Genomic DNA, 17,367 nt, shown 5'->3' with positions numbered 1-17,367 from the left:
ATGTCATGAAAAATATATTAGTTGCTATAGATTTAGACGGAAACGAACAAAAACTTTTAGACAAAGCTTATGAGTTTGGTATAGCTTTTAATGCTAAAGTTTGGCTGATTCATATTGCTGCACCAAATCCTGATTTTGTCGGTTTTGAAGCTGGTCCGCAATACATAAGAGACGAACGCGCTACCGAACTTCGCGAAGAACACCAACAACTACAAGCGTATGCAGATGCGCTATACAACAAAGGTATTGAAGCTGATGGTTTATTGGTACAAGGTGCCACTTTAGACATGATTTTAGAAGAATCTAAAAAACTAAACATAGATCTCATTATCATTGGCCATACCGAACACAACTTTATCTACAAAGCTATTTATGGCAGTGTATCTTTAGAAACCGTAAAACAAGCTGATATACCAGTATTAACCGTACCTATTGACTAAAATAAAAAAGGCCTAGCTAAATCGCTAGGCCTCAAAACATAAGTGAACGTATTTTGCTGATGAATATGCTGCAAAGTAGTTGTAAACTTAACATAAGAATGTTAGCGACTTGTTAAAGCAATTACACCAACTGTTAATTAACGTCACGTTAAGACATAAAAAAAGGAAATGCTTCATAGAAACATTCCCTTTTTTTGATAATGACATAAGTAGCAATACCTACGCTATTTTATATCTTCTCTATTTACTATTTACATAAAACGCGTGAATAACACCAGGCAACCAAGCCAATAGTGTTAACAACAGGTTCAGTAAAAAAGTAGTGCCCAAACCATGTTTTAAAAACACAGCTAATGGAGGAATAAGTATATTTAATATGATTGTTATTAATGACATGTTATAATGTTTTTGGTTTATACCAAAATTAAGACCTAGCTACTTCCACCCTTGTCGTAAACCAATTGAATGTTAGCGCAAATAGTCTTAAATAAATATTTAACCCTTCTGTTACAGCGTTTTTTATTATGTTTAACACTTATTTATAACATAAAAAACTCAACACATTAAATGAAAAAATTTAAAGCCCTACTCGGAACCTTAATCACTTTAACAATTTTATCATGTTCCTCAGACAGCAATGACTCTGAATCAAATGATCCAATAGTAGGTGAATGGTTTTATATAAAGTTAGTAGAGATTAACAACAACACAACTTACGAATCATTTCCAGACAATTGTGAACTACAAACTAGTCAAGTGTTTAACTCAAACGGAAATTATTCATTCATGTTTTATGGTATTCCTGAAAACTCATCAAACTGTGAAGTTTTAAACGAAAGTATATCTGGGGATTGGGGAATTTTAAACAATAACTATGACATTAACTACATATATCAAGATAATATTACTAATGAACAGTTTGATAGTAATGAGTATATAGAATATCAATCTAGAGAGATTTTTATACAAAATGACACTCTTAACATTAGATACAATTTCTCAGATGGACACAGCAGTAACTCACAATTTGTGAAGTAAAAATGTACTTCAGATTATTTAACTGATAAAACCAAAAATCCCAAGACGCGTCATGGGATTTTTGGTTTTATTCCTTGAGTAATTTTGAATTAACACTAACCGTTTGAATCTCAGTTAAAACACCTATTGAAGTGTTTATAACTTTTAACATCTCAAACCATAACCTGTTGATTTTCAAATTTCAAAAATCTAACTTCGCTTATCGATCGATATGATTCATTAAAAACGGAATCATATCTTAACGTTCTCTGCAATTAAAAACTGAATGAAAAATTATAATTTCCAAATACTTTCTCCTTACGAATTTGAAATGCTATCTAGAGATCTGATCCAATTGCATTTAAATGTTTTTTTAGAGTCATTCGGAGAAGGACAGGATGATGGAATAGACTTAAGATGTTCTAAAGGAGATTATATAGTTATTCAAGCTAAAAGATATAAAAACTTCAGTTCTTTATTATTTAACCTTAAGAAAGAACAATTAAAAGTTGAAAAACTTAAACCTGAAAGATATATTCTGACTACCAGTTGTTCATTATCTCCTGGAAATAAGGAAATAATTAAGGAATTATTTAAACCTTATATAAAGTCCAATGAAGATATACTTGGAAAAGAGGATTTAAACAATCTTCTAACAAAATTCCCATCTATTGAAAAGAATTTTTATAAACTATGGTTAGCAAGTGTTGATGTATTAAATAATATACTTAATAGTCAAATCATTAACCAATCAAAATTTTTACTTGAGGATATTCAAGAAAAAATTGGAGTTTACGTCGAAAATAATAGTTTTGAAGAAGCTCTTTCTGTAATTAAAACTAACAATTATGTAATAATTTCAGGTTCCCCAGGAATCGGAAAAACTACTCTGGCTGAAATGTTGGTATTCCATCTTTTAAGCAAGGGAATGGAAGAATTTGTATTTCTATCAGATAGCATAAATGATGGCTATAAATTCTATAATGATAGTAAAAGACAAATTTTTCTTTTTGATGATTTTCTAGGACGAAATTTTCTTCAAAACACTTTACCAACGAATGAAGAAAAACAAATTTTACGGTTCATTAACAAAATCCAAAGTTCTTCTAATAAGGTACTCATATTTACTACTAGAGAATATATATTAAATCAAGCAAAACAAAAATTTGATGTCTTTGAAAAAGACTTTTCTAAATGCATTTTAGATATTACAAAATACAGTACGATTGTAAAAGCCAAAATACTCTACAATCATCTATCTATTAATGAAATGCCGTTTGAATATGTAGATGAAATCATTAAACAGGGATATCTTTTAAAAATAATCAAACACGCAAATTATAATCCTCGTATAATTGAATCATTTACTCAAAGAAAATTGTGGAAAGAAACTAAACCAAGTGAATTCCCGTCTAAATTGATTAATTTATTCGACGCTCCTTTTTTGGTTTGGGAACATGTTTATGAAAATCAAATTTCTCCAATTTCAAGGATGGTTCTTAATTCCATACTTATATCTGGAAATGAAATTGAATATGATCAACTATTCAAACAAGTTAAAACTTACTCAGAACAAAATAAAGATAGTTTTGATTTCACCGTAAACAATCATAACTATAAATTATCTATACGTGAATTAGAAAATTCACTTATTCAAATTAATAAAAATCATGATGGAAGTTTAATTATTCAATATCAAAACCCATCAATTCAAGACTTTCTCGTTAGCTATATAAACAAAGACAAAGTTGCTATAAATTATCTTATAAACTCATTACATTTTTTAAGACCATCACTCAATATTTTCAGCCAAAAATCAGATTTATTTTCAAAACAAAAAATTATACTTGATAATAGACTATCAGGTTGTTTACAGGGGAAATTATTAGATAGGTTTAATAAACTTGAAGTTGACTCTAAACTTCCAAAATATTCTAAACCAAGTGAGGATGATAATTATATTATAAAACTATTCTTGATTTTTGATTTTTTTAAACCGGAAAATGACATAGTGGATTCTTTTATTCAAAATAAAATTGAAGATGTGATATACTCGGAAAATATTACTAACCGATCCATATACGAGTTTACGCAACTACTCATTTGGTTTTACGATTGTGAAAAATTTGATTCTGAAAAAATATTGCTGAATATCTCAGGATGCTTTTGGGACTATGATGATTTAGGGTACTTATATGAAATTAAAGGGCTATTTGAGGATGAATTTGAAAATTACACAGAGAATGCAGAGGATATAATTGGTGATATCATATATGATATCGCCTATGGAATAGCAAATACTGATTCGGATGAAATTGAAGATTTAAGAAGCTATATTGATCAGCTAAGATTAATTGAAGATGATTTTCATTATAATGTAGATAATGAAATAGATGAAATAAATAGTAAAATCAGACGAATTGAAGAGGAAGAATTTAGGCTTCAAGATGATTTTTATGATGAATTCCCAGATGCATATTTTCCTCAAAGAGTAAGTTATATTGATGGAAGCTTATCAAGTTATATTTCAAATCAAGAAGAAAAAGAATCGCGAAGAGAATCTTATGAAAACCCAAGAGATGAAACCGAAATAATAAATGATCTTTTTAAATCTTTGAAATAACTGCAGAGAACAACGTGTATAAAACATAGCTAATAAGTGCTTAGCCAAAAGCATTGTAAACATTTCGAAAGACCGCCAAATTTTTAATTTGGCTTTTAAAAAGAGAAAAGTTAAAAACAAAATGTAAAAATTCGGCTCTGTGTTTATCCAAAAAGTTAGTGTCTTTTTGCACGCTACGTTTCATACAAAAACCGATAAGCACAACCAACCAAAACCAACAATAAATCGCTTTAAAAAAACCTCTTATTCACTCAACAACGTCTCCACAAAACCTTCAAACTCTTCTTGGAACTCAATATATTTTTCACCTGTTGCTGGGCCGTTAAATCCTGTATGTATTTTTCTAACCTTTCCTGTTTTATCAATAAAAATTGAGGTTGGGTAAGACAACACATGGTTAAGCATTGGTAGTTTTTCTTGGGCTTTAGCTTTATCAGACGTGCCGTATTGCGCTAAAAGAATTGGGTATTCTATACCAACATCTTGTTTTAAACGCTCAATACGTTTAAAGGCTTCGGGCTTGGTTTTGGCATATTCAAAAGCTAAGGCTACAAATTCCAAACCCTTGTTTTTGTTGTTGTTATAAAACTCAGAAAAGTATCGGCTTTCATCCAAACAGTTTGGGCACCAGCTTCCCATAATTTGCACAATCACTACTTTATTCTTAAAACGCTCATCACTGAGGCTAACCATTTCGTCTTTGGTGTTCGGGAATTCAAACGCAATACTGTCGTAACCCTCTTTAAGGTATGTCAACTCATTAGCATTTGGCAATTCAAACTCAGGATTCTTTTTTGCTACAAAAGGTTCTTTCCAATGATTTCCAGAATAGAAAGTGCCTTCCATTGTAGAGTCGGTCACTTTAGCTGTAAAATAAAACGCATGCGCACCATCAAAAGTTGAGAGTTTTAAACGTGTACCATCCAAAACACCTTCCAAATAGCGGTAATCGCCTGTTGTGGTTCTAAAAGTTCCGGTAACCTTACCATCATCCTGTTGTTTAAAAATGCCTTTAGCTACGTACTCATCACCAACCACACCTTTACTAAACACAGTTTCCCAAACTCCATCAATATTATAAGCAGCACCTGTTCCTGGCTTAAATCTTAAGGTATCGTTGTAAACCGCTTCAAAAGGCACCACTCTACCCAAACTTTTCTTTATAAAACTGCCTTTAAGCTCATCACCATCAATTTTTGCTGCGATATAACCTTCAAATACAGGCGCTGTGATATACACCGAATCGTTTTTGTAAACCATATCCTTAACATGAATATCTTCAGCCGCATTGTAGATATGTAGTGTAGAATCTGGCTTTACTTCAAATATAAATGGCAATTGCTCAGCATCTTTAACTTGCATTTCGGCACGGTAAGTCCCTGTTTTTAATTTTGAAATTTGCACTTCATTTTTACAAGCCGTGATTAATAAAACCACTAATAATCCTAATATATATCGCATCTTAAAACATCTTTTTATGAAGTTCGAAATAACAACAAATACCTTACATAAAAAAGCAAACTTCGTATTTCATTAAGCCACAAGTATTATTATCTTTGTAGCCTTATTAAAATAAGTACATGAAGATTTCTTACAACTGGTTAAAGCAGTTTTTAAATATTGAATGGGACGCTGAGAAAACAGGCGAATTGCTAACAGATCTTGGCTTAGAGATAGAAGGTATTGAACGTTACGAATCCGTAAAAGGAGGTTTAGAAGGTATCGTTGTTGGTGAAGTACTCACTTGCGTACAGCACCCAAATGCCGACCGATTAAAATTAACAACCGTAAATATTGGTGCAGAAGCTCCTGTACAGATTGTTTGTGGAGCACCTAATGTTGCTGCTGGACAAAAAGTACCTGTGGCTACAGTTGGTACAACGCTTTACACACCTGAAGGCGAAGCTTGGCAAATAAAGAAAGGTAAGATTCGTGGTGAAGAAAGTCACGGTATGATTTGTGCCGAAGACGAACTTGGCCTTGGCGAATCTCATGACGGTATTATGGTTTTGGATGCCGACTTAAAAGTAGGCACTCCTGCTGCAGCTATTTTTGATATTGAAAACGATCAGGTTTTTGAAATTGGATTAACTCCAAACCGAGCGGATGCCATGAGTCATTACGGTGTGGCAAGAGATTTAAAAGCTGGGTTACTTCAAAAAGAAGTACAGTTAGAACTTATTACTCCGTCGGTGAGTTCTTTTCATGTCGATGCCAGAGCATTACGCGTGGAAGTTGATGTACAAGATCACGACAGAGCTCCACGCTATTGTGGTTTAACGATTTCTGGTCTTAAGGTAGCTCCATCTCCAGAGTGGTTACAACACCGTTTAAAGTCTATCGGTTTATCACCAATTAACAATGTGGTTGATGCGACTAACTATGTTTTACACGAGTTAGGCCAACCGCTTCATGCTTTTGATGCTCATAAAATTTCAGGCAATAAGATTGAAGTTAAAACCTGTAAAGCCGGAACGAAATTCACCACACTTGATGAAGTCGTAAGAGAATTACACGAAGATGATTTAATGATCTGTGATGCCGACAAACCAATGTGTATTGCAGGTGTTTTTGGTGGTATTGATTCTGGAGTAACAGAACACACAACCAATATATTTTTAGAAAGCGCTTATTTCGATCCCGTAAGTATTCGTAAAACCGCAAAAAGACATGGTTTAAATACTGATGCATCTTTCCGTTTTGAAAGAGGTATCGATCCTAATATCACAGAATATGCGCTAAAACGTGCCGCTTTATTAATTAAGGAAATTGCAGGTGGAGAAATTACAAGTGACATCATTGATGCGTATCCTAAAAAAATAAAGGACTTTGAGGTTAGACTAAGCTTTGATAATGCTAAAAAATTGATTGGTGAAGAAATTCCGAAAGAAACCATAAAGAGCATTTTAACCTCCCTAGAAATTAAAGTAAATAACGTTACTGAAGCAGGTTTAGGTCTTACCGTACCAGCTTACAGAAACGATGTACAGCGCGAAGCTGATATTATTGAGGAAATTCTTAGAGTTTACGGTTATAACAACATCAAAACCACTGAGAAGTTAAATGCTTCAATATCCAATTCATCTCGATTTGAAGATTATAAACTTCAGAATATCATTGGTAACCAGTTGGTTTCTCAAGGGTTTTATGAGATTATGGCCAACTCACTAACATCTCCTAAATATGTTGAGCTTAGTGAAGGTTTAAATACTGATCATAATGTGAAAATGTTGAATCCTTTGAGTAATGATCTTGAAGTGATGCGACAATCGTTATTGTTTTCTGGCTTAGAAGCTGTAGCTCATAATATCAATAGAAGACGTACAGATTTAAAGTTATTTGAATTTGGTAAAACCTACCACCAATACGATGATAACCGTGAAGAACACAAACATTTGTCCATTTTTGTAACAGGTAATAAATCTGAAGAACGTTGGAACTCACCAGAAAACCCAAGCGATTTCTTTTACCTAAAAGGCACTATTGAAGCCGTTTTACAACGTTTAGGTTTAACGCGTTTAAAATCTGCTCCTACAAAAGAAAGCATGCTAAGTGAAGGGATGAGTTTTTCTATCAGGAAAAAGAATTTGGTAGATTTTGGATTGGTTAAAAAATCGGTATTAAAGCATTTTGGAATTTCTCAAAACGTCTTGTTCGCTGATTTTAATTGGGACAATGTGTTAGAAATGGCACAGCATAACAAAATAAAGTTCAATGACATCCCTAAATATCCTGAGGTACGACGAGATTTCGCTCTTTTATTAGATAAAAATGTTACGTTCGAAGATATTCATACTATCGCCAAAAAAACTGAAAAACAACTACTTAAAAACGTAAATCTTTTTGATGTTTACGAAGGAAAAAATCTTCCTGCAGGAAAAAAGAGTTACGCTGTAAGTTTTACGCTTCAAGACGAACTAAAGACGCTTACAGACAAGCAGATTGACAAAATTATGAACAAACTACAATCTAATTTTGAAAACAAGCTTGGAGCTGAGTTAAGATAGTTCAGATTAAACAATGAAACATTTTTTAGTTATTACCTTTAGCATTATGCTATTGGGTAAGGGTTATGCTCAAGATTTATTATACACTATAGATCAAGACAATGCCTCAACATGGTCTTTATTAAAATACGATTTTAATACCACTTGGCATGGAGTTAAACATTCTTTTACCAAACCGTTAAGCTGGAAAGAGAAAGATTATCTAAAATTAGGAGGCATCATTGTAGGTACCGTTGGCTTATCATTCGCTGATGAAACTATAAACGATTATACCGAAAACCATAGATCTAGCTTCCCTAAACACGTTAGGGATTTTGGGTGGTATTTTGGAAGTCCTCAAAATTATTTTATTGCCAATGCTGGTTTGTATGGCTTTGGACTACTCACTAAAAATAGTAAAGTAAGGCGCACAAGCGTTCTTATTATTACCTCTTCAATAACTACTGGTTTTATACAGACAATAGCCAAAAATGGTTTTGGTAGGGCAAGACCTGGTGTTGGCAGAGGAGCTCATCATTTTAAACCATTTTCAAAAGAAGGAGGACAGCATTCTTTCCCTTCTGGACATACAGTTTTATCAGTAACAATGGCTCATTCCATAGCCAAACAATTTCAAAATCCTTGGGTAAAAGCAGGCATTTATACTATTGGAGCGATTCCTCCTGTCTCTCGACTCATTGACGAAGCACATTGGTTTACGGATATTGCCTTTAGTACTGTTGTTAGTATTATTGTTGTAGATGGTATTGATAACTTCTTGTTCAAAGAAAAAGCGTTTGATATAGAAAGACCTGATCAAAACAATAAGATCTCATGGAATTTCTCTTTCACGGGCAACACCATTGGGTTTGTAGGTACTTTTTAAAATCTTCTTTTTTCACTAGCCATTAATTACACAAACATTATTATTTATTTAATAGTTGTTGGTTTAATTATTTCTAACTTTATAGTTCTAACAAAACCAAAAAAACATGGCAAAAGTAACATTAGGAGGTAATCCAGTAGAAACTATAGGAAACATACCAAACGTTGGTGATAATGCACCCGATTTTAAACTTACAGCAACAGATTTATCAGATAAAACCAATGCTGATTTTAAAGGAGAACGTTTAGTTTTGAATATATTTCCAAGTGTAGATACTGGGACTTGTGCACAATCTGTAAGAACTTTTAACGAAAAAGCAAGTCAGCTTGAAAATACTAAAGTCCTTTGTATTTCTAAAGATTTACCTTTCGCCATGCAACGTTTTTGTGGTGCTGAAGGTTTAGATAATGTTATTAGTCTGTCCGATTACAAAACGGGTAACTTCGGTAAAGATTACGGTTTAGCTTTTAGCTCTGGAACATTTGAAACTTTGCTCTCAAGATGTGTGGTTGTTATAGGTGCAGACGGTAAGATTTTACATACAGAGCAAGTTGCAGAAATAGCAGATGAACCAAATTACGAGTCGGCTTTAGAAGCTTTAAAATAGATTCAACACAAGTTTAGCGAGAATTTATTCATGCAAAAAAAAGAACCTTTTATCATTAATAGGCTAAAAAGTGTTGGCTATGCTTTTAAAGGCATGCTTATTCTTATAAAAACTGAAGCCAGCATAAAGATTCAGTTGTTTATTGCTATTGTGGTGACTATTGCTGGATTTTATTTTGAGATTTCAAAAACCGAATGGATTGCGCAAATCACTATGATTGGCTTAGTTATGAGTATTGAAGGTGTTAACACTGCTATTGAATACATTGCCGATTTTGTACATCCTGAACATCATCATAAAATTGGACTAATTAAAGATGTTGCCGCAGGAGCTGTGTTTATTGCTTCAATTATTGCCGTTATAATTTCTGGGATTATTTATTTGCCTAAGTTTGGTGTTATTTAAATGGGTTTTCCTGTCTTTATATTTGAGATCTTATTAATATTAATCACAAGTCCTTTATTGATTTATGTTTATTTCTTGGTTTTTAGAAAATCACTAAAAAAATTATCTGTAAATAAATCTATAGCTATTCATTATATCATGATTACTGGCTTAGTAATCCTTGGTATTGTTACTTCAAATCTTTTACGGCTTATTTTAGGAATTACATCAATATACTTGCCTCTTGAATATGAAAATATCAGGCAATTTGGACATTTACTGTGGTTCACACCATATGAACAAAAACCAACAATCGAAATTATAGCTTATATATCAGTTATTATTTTAAACATTTTTGTTACTTATAAAATTATCAGGTTTTATGAAATGAGATCTTTAAAAATGTTAGCCAAAAATTATGCTTTATTTACAACTCTAATTTTTAACACACCTATTATCTTATCAAAAATTTTTCAAATAATTTTAGCCTTTTATTATATAAGTTAAAACAAAACTGAATATGAAAATCATTTTTTGTGATAGCGTAATAGATAATAAGACTGTTGAACCAGATTATCATACTGAATTTATTTCAGCAAAAAATAATGGATTCAACACCGAAATCATCAGCTTTGAAGCTCTTGAAGAAGGTAACATTAAAAGTGCTTTAAAATACATGAAAAGTTGTGACAAGCAGGAACTAGCAATTTACCGTGGCTGGATGATGAGACCGAAAGTATATGAAGCCTTTTACCAAGGTCTCCTAATGAAAAATATCATATTGATTAATAATCCAGTTGAATATAATCATTGTCATTATTTACCTAATTCTTATGACAAAATTATTAATGAGACCCCTAAATCTAATTGGACAAAAGATTTATTACAAAATAATATTCTTGATTTAGTAAAAGATTTTGGCAACAATCCTATCATCGTTAAGGATTTTGTAAAATCTGAAAAACACCATTGGAAAGACGCCTGCTTTATTCCAAACGCTTCGGATAAAAATAAAGTTCAGGAGGTCACAAATAAATTTTTAGAACTTAGAGGCTCTTACCTTAATGAAGGTCTTGTATTTAGAGAGTTTGTTGAGCTAGAATTTTTAACTGACCATTCAAAAAGCGGAATGCCTTTAACAAAAGAATTTAGACTTATTTTTTTGAACAAAGAATTGGTTCAAGTGCTAGACTATTGGGATGAAGGAGTATACGATTCTGAAAAGCCAGATATTGAATTCTTTAAAAATATTGCTAATAAAATAGAAAGCAATTTTTTTACAATGGACGTTGCAAAAAAGAAAGATGGTAATTGGATAATCATGGAGTTAGGTGATGGCCAAGTAGCTGGACTTCCCGATCATGCTAATACAGATGAATTTTATTGTACTATGAGATCTATTTTAAAGAATATACCCAATAACAATTTACTATCATAAATACCAAAATCTAAACAAAACCCGTTTCTAAACTATAATTTGTTTAGTTTTAATATTTCTATAATCATAAGAATGAGACCTACCTTATTAATCCTTTTATTTTTGATTCTATTTGCTAGCTGCAAAGAAGCAACAACAAATCAGAAAGAAAAAGTACAAAATACTATTCCTGAGACGGAAGTCATACAAAAAAAAGATACTATCTATGATAACCTGACCAAAGATTTTGTTTTAGGTAAATTCAATTACAGAACACATTCAGATTTTATAAAAGTAGAAACTATTCACTCCTCAAAAACATTATATCTCAATAAAGAAGTTTACACAGCTTTTGTAAATATGTTTGAAGCTGCAAAAAATGATGGTATAGATCTAAAAATTATCTCAGGAACTCGTAATTTTGATGAGCAAAAAGTCATTTGGGAAAGAAAATGGAAAACCTATAACAGTCTCAATCCTAATGAACGCGCTTTAAAAATCTTAACCTACAGTTCAATGCCTACAACATCGAGACATCATTGGGGAACAGATATTGACCTAAATAGTTTAAGTAATTCGTATTTTAGCAGCGGAAAAGGACAGACAGAATATAATTGGTTAGCCAAAAATGCAGAGACGTACGGGTTTTATCAACCTTATACTGAGAAAGATCATGGAAGAACCGGTTATAATCTAGAAATGTGGCATTGGTCGTATTTACCTTTAGCAAGTAAATATTTGAAATATTACAATAACAATATTAAGTATTCAGATATTGAAGGATTTAAAGGAGATTCACTTGCACAATCCATTGAAATGATTGACCGTTATGTTAATGGTTTATCCAAAAAAGTAAAAGCATATAATTAAACACTATAATTTCGGTATTTTCGAAATAATATGGCAAAAAAAAGAACTAAAAAGAAAACCACCACAACAAAGTCTAAAGCTAAACCAAGAAAGCTTTCGTTTGCGTTATCCAATCAGCAAAAACTGATTTTTGGTAGCCTACTTATTATTTTAGGTGTGCTTCTTTTTATCTCCTTCTTATCCTTCATTTTTACAGGAAAAGAAGACCAAAGTATTCTTAGTAACTTCCCAGACCGCTCAGAAGCCTATAAAAATTGGGCAAGTCAGCTTGGTGCTTGGGTAAGTGAGCTGTTTATTATTAAAGGATTTGGTATACCTTCATTTATATTCTCAGGTTTATTATTTCTCTCTGGAGTCTATGTGACTTTAAATCTAAAAAAAACTAAACTAAGAAAACACTGGATTTGGGGAACATTAATCGTCATTTGGTTATCGATTCTATTCGGTTTCTTTACACATAAATTTGATATTCTTGGTGGAGTTATTGGTTATGAAATCAATCTCTTTCTTCAAGATTACATAGGTAAAATAGGTACTATCCTACTCCTTATTTTTGGATTCATTACCTATTTAGCTATTCGATTTGAAGTTACAGGAGAATCTATTGCTAATATCTTCAAAAGTGCAAAACGAAATATTAAAGATGATTTTCAAACCGCTTCAGAAGAACAAACTGTTATTATTGACAATAGCTTAACCGAAGAAGCTGAAGCGATTAAGTCGGCACATGAAATTTCACTAGATGACAACACTTCTAAAACCGAAAAAACACCTGTTCCTGACAAGAAAATTGAAAACCTAAAAATTGAAGTTTCAGAAAAAGAAGAGGAAACTATTGACACACCAGAGTTACAAGTTGAAGTTGAAAAATTTGAAGAAGAAAAATCCGAAACTGATAATTTAGCAGATAAACTTGTTGAAGATTTCGGGCAGTTCGACCCTACTCTAGAACTTGGCAAATACCAATTTCCACCTTTAGATCTTTTGAAAAAATACGAAAATGAAGGTATTTCAATAGATCAAGACGAACTTGAAGAAAACAAAAACCGAATTGTTGAAACACTCAATAATTACAAAATTGGCATCACCAGTATAAAAGCTACAATTGGTCCGACTGTAACTCTTTACGAGATTGTGCCAGATGCTGGTATCCGAATTTCTAAAATCAAGAATTTAGAAGATGATATTGCACTCTCGCTAGCTGCACTTGGTATACGTATTATCGCGCCAATTCCTGGTAAAGGGACTATCGGTATTGAAGTTCCGAATAAAAATGCAACTATTGTATCGATGCGTTCTGTGATTGCTTCACAGAAATTTCAACAATCCAAAATGCAACTTCCGATTGCGCTTGGTAAAACCATCAGTAACGAAACACTTGTTGTAGATTTAGCAAAAATGCCGCACTTACTTATGGCTGGTGCTACAGGTCAAGGTAAGTCTGTTGGTCTTAATGCTGTGTTGACGTCTTTACTTTACAAAAAACATCCTGCAGAGGTTAAATTTGTACTTGTTGATCCTAAAAAAGTAGAGCTTACACTTTTCAATAAAATAGAACGTCACTATTTAGCTAAACTTCCAGATAGTGAAGAAGCTATTATAACAGATAATACCAAGGTTATTAATACGCTGAATTCACTTTGTATTGAAATGGATAACCGATACGAAATGCTTAAAAATGCATTTTGTAGAAATATTGCTGAATACAACACCAAATTTAAAGCACGAAAATTAAATCCAAACGACGGTCATGCTTATCTACCATATATTGTATTGGTTGTAGATGAGTTTGCCGATTTAATTATGACTGCTGGTAAGGAAGTAGAAACGCCAATTGCACGTTTGGCACAATTGGCACGTGCCATTGGTATTCATTTAATCATTGCAACCCAACGTCCTTCGGTAAACGTAATAACAGGTATCATTAAAGCGAATTTCCCAGCACGTATTGCCTTTAGAGTAACAAGTAAAATTGATAGTAGAACAATTTTGGATGGTTCTGGTGCAGATCAGTTAATTGGTCGTGGAGATATGCTTTACACACAAGGTAATGATTTAATTCGCATACAATGTGCTTTTGTTGATACACCAGAAGTTGAAAAAATTACGGAATTCGTAGGGTCACAAAAAGCTTATCCAGACGCACATTTATTACCTGAATACGTTGGTGAAGAAGGTGGCACAAATCTTGATATAGATATATCTGACAGAGATAAATTGTTTAGAGAAGCTGCTGAAATTATTGTGACATCACAGCAAGGTTCAGCATCTCTTCTACAACGAAAACTGAAATTAGGCTACAATAGAGCTGGTAGAATTATTGACCAATTAGAAGCAGCTGGCATAGTTGGTTCTTTTGAAGGTAGTAAAGCCAGGCAAGTATTAGTGCCAGATTTAGTAGCTTTGGATCAATTATTAGAAAACGAATAATAAACATAACAACTTAAATAAAAATGAAAAAAATATTAGTATTTGCCTTTTTAGCCTTTGGGTTTACAGCTTTTTCGCAAAATGATGCTAAAGCTGAAAAACTGCTAAATGAAGTAAGCGCTAAGATTAAATCTTATAAAAACATCAGTTTAGATTTTAAATACGAATTAAGCAACTTAAGTGAAAACATTAAACAAGAAACACGTGGCGATGTTGTTATTGAAGGCGAAAAATATAAGCTTAATATTCTAGGTATTACAAGAATTTATGATGGTAAAACTTTGTATACCATCAGTCCGGAAGATGAAGAAGTCACCATCTCTTCCAACAATACTGAAAATGAAAATACAATTACTCCTAGTGATATGCTTTCATTTTATGAAGATGGCTACACTTACAAGATGGATATTGTTCAAAACGTGAAGGGTAGAAAAATTCAATATGTAAAATTGAGTCCTATTGATGCTAATTCTGAAATAAAGTATGTTCTTTTAGGTATTGATGCCACAACAAAACATATTTATAATTTAATTGAAGCTGGAAATAACGGTACCAAAACTACACTTACTGTTAATTCTTTTAAAACCAACGAACCTATCTCAAAAACCTTATTTACTTTTGACGAAAGTAAATACAGTGATTACTTTATCAACAAAATTGATTAAGTTTCAAGCTTAAAAAATTATTAAGTGAAAATATTAGATAGGTACATACTTATCACGTTTTTAAGGACGTTTTTTAGCGTCTTTGTTATATTCATGTTCATCTTTGTTTTGCAAGGGGTTTGGCTATACATTTCCGAACTTGCAGGAAAGGATTTAGATGTTGCTGTTACGGTAAAGTTTATTTTTTACTACATGCCAAAGTTGATTCCTTTGGTAGTACCTTTGAGTGTCTTGTTATCTTCCATTATGGTTTTTGGAAACTTTGCCGAAAACTATGAATTTGCTGCAATGAAATCTACCGGTATTTCGCTACAGCGTGCCATGCGAAGCCTAAGTGTATTTATTGTGATTCTTGGTATAGGTTGCTTCTTTTTTGCTAATAATGTTATTCCTTGGGGTGAATATAATTTTTATAACCTAAGACGTAATATCGCCAAGAAAAAACCTGCACTAGCTATCGCTGTAGGTCAATTCAATGAAATTGGTAATATCAATATTAAAGTTGAAGAAAAAACAGGTGAAAATGGGCAATTCCTCAAAGATGTTATCATTCACCAAAAAAGCGATACTCGTAAAGGAAATTACACCGTAATTAAATCTGAAGAAGGTGAATTAAAAAGTAGTGAAGAATCCAATATTCTTAAACTCGAATTAAAAAATGGTAATTATTATCAGGAAATTGTAGATAAAGACGTCCGAAAAAATATAAAAAAGCCTCACGCCAAAAGTTATTTTGACACCTATGTTATAAATGTAGATCTCGAAGAGTTGAATGCTGATGATATGGATGAAAGAAATCATTCAGATCGCTATAATATGCAAAATATAAGCCAGTTAAACTATACCATAGATAGTTTAACGGCAAAGCAAACTAATGATGCCGAAGCCTTATCAAATACTTTATATAATAGATCAACTTATGCTTCCCTTAATAAGAATATTGAGATTAAATCATTAGAGAAGAAAGATTCAATTTATACTAATAACATTATTGATCTATTCGATAAAACTAACACTAAAGTACAAGTTATTAATCTCGCTATAAACTCGGCTAATAGTACAAGACAAATTATAGATTCAAATCTAAAAAATCAAGAATCTAAAAATATTTGGTTGAACAAGCACATTATTGCTCTCCACGATAAATTTGTTTTAGCTTTTGCTTGTGTTATTCTGTTTTTTGTAGGAGCACCTCTTGGAGCTCTAATTCGCAAAGGTGGCTTAGGTCTACCAATGGTTATTGCTATAGTATTGTTTTTAACCTATCATTTCTTTGGAATATTTGCAAAAAACAGTGCTGAAAAAGGAAGTTTCAGCCCAATTATAGGTTCGTGGCTTTCAACAGCCATAATGTTGCCTTTAAGTATTTATCTTACCACAAGAGCCACAAATGACAAGGGCGTTTTTCAATTCGATAATCTTATTGCTCCTTTTAGAAGAATGTTTGCGCCAAAGAACAAACTTCAACTTTCTGAAAGTGATACAAAATCTTATAACTATTACAAAAAATATTCAATTGAAGAGTTAGTCGCTATTATTAAAAAACAAGACGAATTTGATTTAGATAAAAAACCTAAAGAAATAGCACTTCATAGTTTATTGAGTAGAAATATAGCTCTTGAAGGTCTTAAATCTGAAGGCCTCTATGTTCCTGATAAGCTCATTAAAGCCAAATCATTGATGAAGGACTACAAAGATTATTCAAAAACCAGTTTAGTAAGTTATAGTATTGGTGCCATATTGTTAATTCTTCATTTTGTTTTTAAGAACAATAAACTTCCTGAATTTGCAGAAGCCTCTTTAAGCTTAAGCATCATCGGATTTATATTTTACGCTATCTACGTAATTGTAGATGCTTACGTCTATTCAAAATTTTATAAAACTATAAAGGATGAGAAAAAACGAATTAATCCTCTGATTTTAATTCTGTCACTTCCTTTCTACCCTTTAAAATACCTTTATTTAAGAAATAAGATTTCTTACGACTTCTATCTAAGTTGCGTTAAGAACATAAAATAAGCGTATCTTTGCTTAATAAATTT

Annotated in this window: 14 protein-coding genes; 12 read left to right on the top strand and 2 right to left on the bottom strand. The window is 32.2% G+C overall.

Translation table 11 applies throughout. The features are described 5' to 3' along the window. Window positions 1–5: 5 nt before the first annotated feature. Window positions 6–440, top strand: a complete 435-nt coding sequence (locus tag QGM60_RS16500) for a universal stress protein (RefSeq protein ID WP_281141356.1) — start codon at window positions 6–8, stop codon at window positions 438–440. 240 nt (window positions 441–680) lie between these two features. Here the strand turns inward: QGM60_RS16500 and QGM60_RS16495 are convergent, their stop codons facing one another. Then, window positions 681–836, bottom strand: a complete 156-nt coding sequence (locus tag QGM60_RS16495; RefSeq protein WP_281141355.1) for a YqaE/Pmp3 family membrane protein — start codon at window positions 834–836, stop codon at window positions 681–683. A gap of 171 nt (window positions 837–1,007) precedes the next feature. Between QGM60_RS16495 and QGM60_RS16490 the strand changes: the two genes are divergently transcribed. Together QGM60_RS16490 and QGM60_RS16485 are read left to right on the top strand one after the other, a co-directional pair. Next, on the top strand, window positions 1,008–1,478 hold the full coding sequence (locus QGM60_RS16490) for a hypothetical protein (protein ID WP_281141354.1): 471 nt from the start codon (window positions 1,008–1,010) through the stop codon (window positions 1,476–1,478). A gap of 265 nt (window positions 1,479–1,743) precedes the next feature. Beyond that, window positions 1,744–4,080 carry a restriction endonuclease gene (locus tag QGM60_RS16485; protein ID WP_281141353.1) on the top strand — a complete coding sequence of 779 codons (2,337 nt, stop codon included), beginning with the start codon at window positions 1,744–1,746 and terminating at the stop codon, window positions 4,078–4,080. A gap of 243 nt (window positions 4,081–4,323) precedes the next feature. Here the strand turns inward: QGM60_RS16485 and QGM60_RS16480 are convergent, their stop codons facing one another. Beyond that, window positions 4,324–5,541 (bottom strand): TlpA disulfide reductase family protein, encoded by a 1,218-nt coding sequence (locus tag QGM60_RS16480; RefSeq protein ID WP_281141352.1) that lies wholly within the window; start codon window positions 5,539–5,541, stop codon window positions 4,324–4,326. Between the two features lie 119 nt (window positions 5,542–5,660). Here QGM60_RS16480 and pheT point away from each other — a divergent pair, with 119 nt between their 5' ends. The 9 genes from pheT to QGM60_RS16435 all read left to right on the top strand — a co-directional run bounded on the left by pheT (window position 5,661) and on the right by QGM60_RS16435 (window position 17,344). Beyond that, window positions 5,661–8,087, top strand: a complete 2,427-nt coding sequence (gene pheT, locus QGM60_RS16475) for a phenylalanine--tRNA ligase subunit beta (protein WP_281141351.1) — start codon at window positions 5,661–5,663, stop codon at window positions 8,085–8,087. Window positions 8,088–8,100: 13 nt separating this feature from the next. Further along, entirely contained in the window at window positions 8,101–8,952 is an 852-nt protein-coding gene (locus QGM60_RS16470; RefSeq protein ID WP_281141350.1) for a phosphatase PAP2 family protein, read from the top strand. Window positions 8,953–9,058: 106 nt separating this feature from the next. Then, window positions 9,059–9,559, top strand: a complete 501-nt coding sequence (gene tpx, locus QGM60_RS16465; RefSeq protein ID WP_281141349.1) for a thiol peroxidase — start codon at window positions 9,059–9,061, stop codon at window positions 9,557–9,559. Window positions 9,560–9,589: 30 nt separating this feature from the next. Beyond that, complete coding sequence (locus tag QGM60_RS16460) at window positions 9,590–9,964, top strand: diacylglycerol kinase family protein (protein ID WP_281141348.1); 375 nt, start codon at window positions 9,590–9,592, stop codon at window positions 9,962–9,964. A gap of 499 nt (window positions 9,965–10,463) precedes the next feature. Further along, window positions 10,464–11,381 (top strand): ATP-grasp domain-containing protein, encoded by a 918-nt coding sequence (locus QGM60_RS16455; RefSeq protein WP_281141347.1) that lies wholly within the window; start codon window positions 10,464–10,466, stop codon window positions 11,379–11,381. Window positions 11,382–11,453: 72 nt separating this feature from the next. Beyond that, window positions 11,454–12,230 (top strand): M15 family metallopeptidase, encoded by a 777-nt coding sequence (locus QGM60_RS16450; RefSeq protein WP_281141346.1) that lies wholly within the window; start codon window positions 11,454–11,456, stop codon window positions 12,228–12,230. Window positions 12,231–12,260: 30 nt separating this feature from the next. Beyond that, a complete protein-coding gene (locus QGM60_RS16445; RefSeq protein WP_281141345.1) occupies window positions 12,261–14,660 on the top strand; it encodes a DNA translocase FtsK in 2,400 nt (799 codons plus the stop codon). Between the two features lie 23 nt (window positions 14,661–14,683). After that, the gene (locus QGM60_RS16440) at window positions 14,684–15,325 is read left to right on the top strand and encodes an outer membrane lipoprotein carrier protein LolA (RefSeq protein WP_281141344.1); all 642 of its coding nucleotides are present in this window, start codon (window positions 14,684–14,686) and stop codon (window positions 15,323–15,325) included. Between the two features lie 24 nt (window positions 15,326–15,349). Next, window positions 15,350–17,344 (top strand): LptF/LptG family permease, encoded by a 1,995-nt coding sequence (locus QGM60_RS16435; protein ID WP_348634913.1) that lies wholly within the window; start codon window positions 15,350–15,352, stop codon window positions 17,342–17,344. Window positions 17,345–17,367 lie beyond the last annotated feature (23 nt).

Source organism: Winogradskyella sp. SYSU M77433, assembly GCF_029911945.1.
Classification (GTDB): Bacteria; Bacteroidota; Bacteroidia; order Flavobacteriales; family Flavobacteriaceae; genus Winogradskyella.
Note: the sequence above shows the minus strand (reverse complement) of the source record. Positions and strands in the feature narration are given on the sequence as shown.

What these genes read in the sequence shown, in the direction of transcription:
- QGM60_RS16500 (WP_281141356.1), top strand. Translation starts at nt 6, where the DNA reads ATGAAAAATATATTAGTTGCTATAGATTTAGACGGAAACGAACAAAAA.
- QGM60_RS16495 (WP_281141355.1), bottom strand. Translation starts at nt 836, where the DNA reads ATGTCATTAATAACAATCATATTAAATATACTTATTCCTCCATTAGCT.
- QGM60_RS16490 (WP_281141354.1), top strand. Translation starts at nt 1,008, where the DNA reads ATGAAAAAATTTAAAGCCCTACTCGGAACCTTAATCACTTTAACAATT.
- QGM60_RS16485 (WP_281141353.1), top strand. Translation starts at nt 1,744, where the DNA reads ATGAAAAATTATAATTTCCAAATACTTTCTCCTTACGAATTTGAAATG.
- QGM60_RS16480 (WP_281141352.1), bottom strand. Translation starts at nt 5,541, where the DNA reads ATGCGATATATATTAGGATTATTAGTGGTTTTATTAATCACGGCTTGT.
- pheT (WP_281141351.1), top strand. Translation starts at nt 5,661, where the DNA reads ATGAAGATTTCTTACAACTGGTTAAAGCAGTTTTTAAATATTGAATGG.
- QGM60_RS16470 (WP_281141350.1), top strand. Translation starts at nt 8,101, where the DNA reads ATGAAACATTTTTTAGTTATTACCTTTAGCATTATGCTATTGGGTAAG.
- tpx (WP_281141349.1), top strand. Translation starts at nt 9,059, where the DNA reads ATGGCAAAAGTAACATTAGGAGGTAATCCAGTAGAAACTATAGGAAAC.
- QGM60_RS16460 (WP_281141348.1), top strand. Translation starts at nt 9,590, where the DNA reads ATGCAAAAAAAAGAACCTTTTATCATTAATAGGCTAAAAAGTGTTGGC.
- QGM60_RS16455 (WP_281141347.1), top strand. Translation starts at nt 10,464, where the DNA reads ATGAAAATCATTTTTTGTGATAGCGTAATAGATAATAAGACTGTTGAA.
- QGM60_RS16450 (WP_281141346.1), top strand. Translation starts at nt 11,454, where the DNA reads ATGAGACCTACCTTATTAATCCTTTTATTTTTGATTCTATTTGCTAGC.
- QGM60_RS16445 (WP_281141345.1), top strand. Translation starts at nt 12,261, where the DNA reads ATGGCAAAAAAAAGAACTAAAAAGAAAACCACCACAACAAAGTCTAAA.
- QGM60_RS16440 (WP_281141344.1), top strand. Translation starts at nt 14,684, where the DNA reads ATGAAAAAAATATTAGTATTTGCCTTTTTAGCCTTTGGGTTTACAGCT.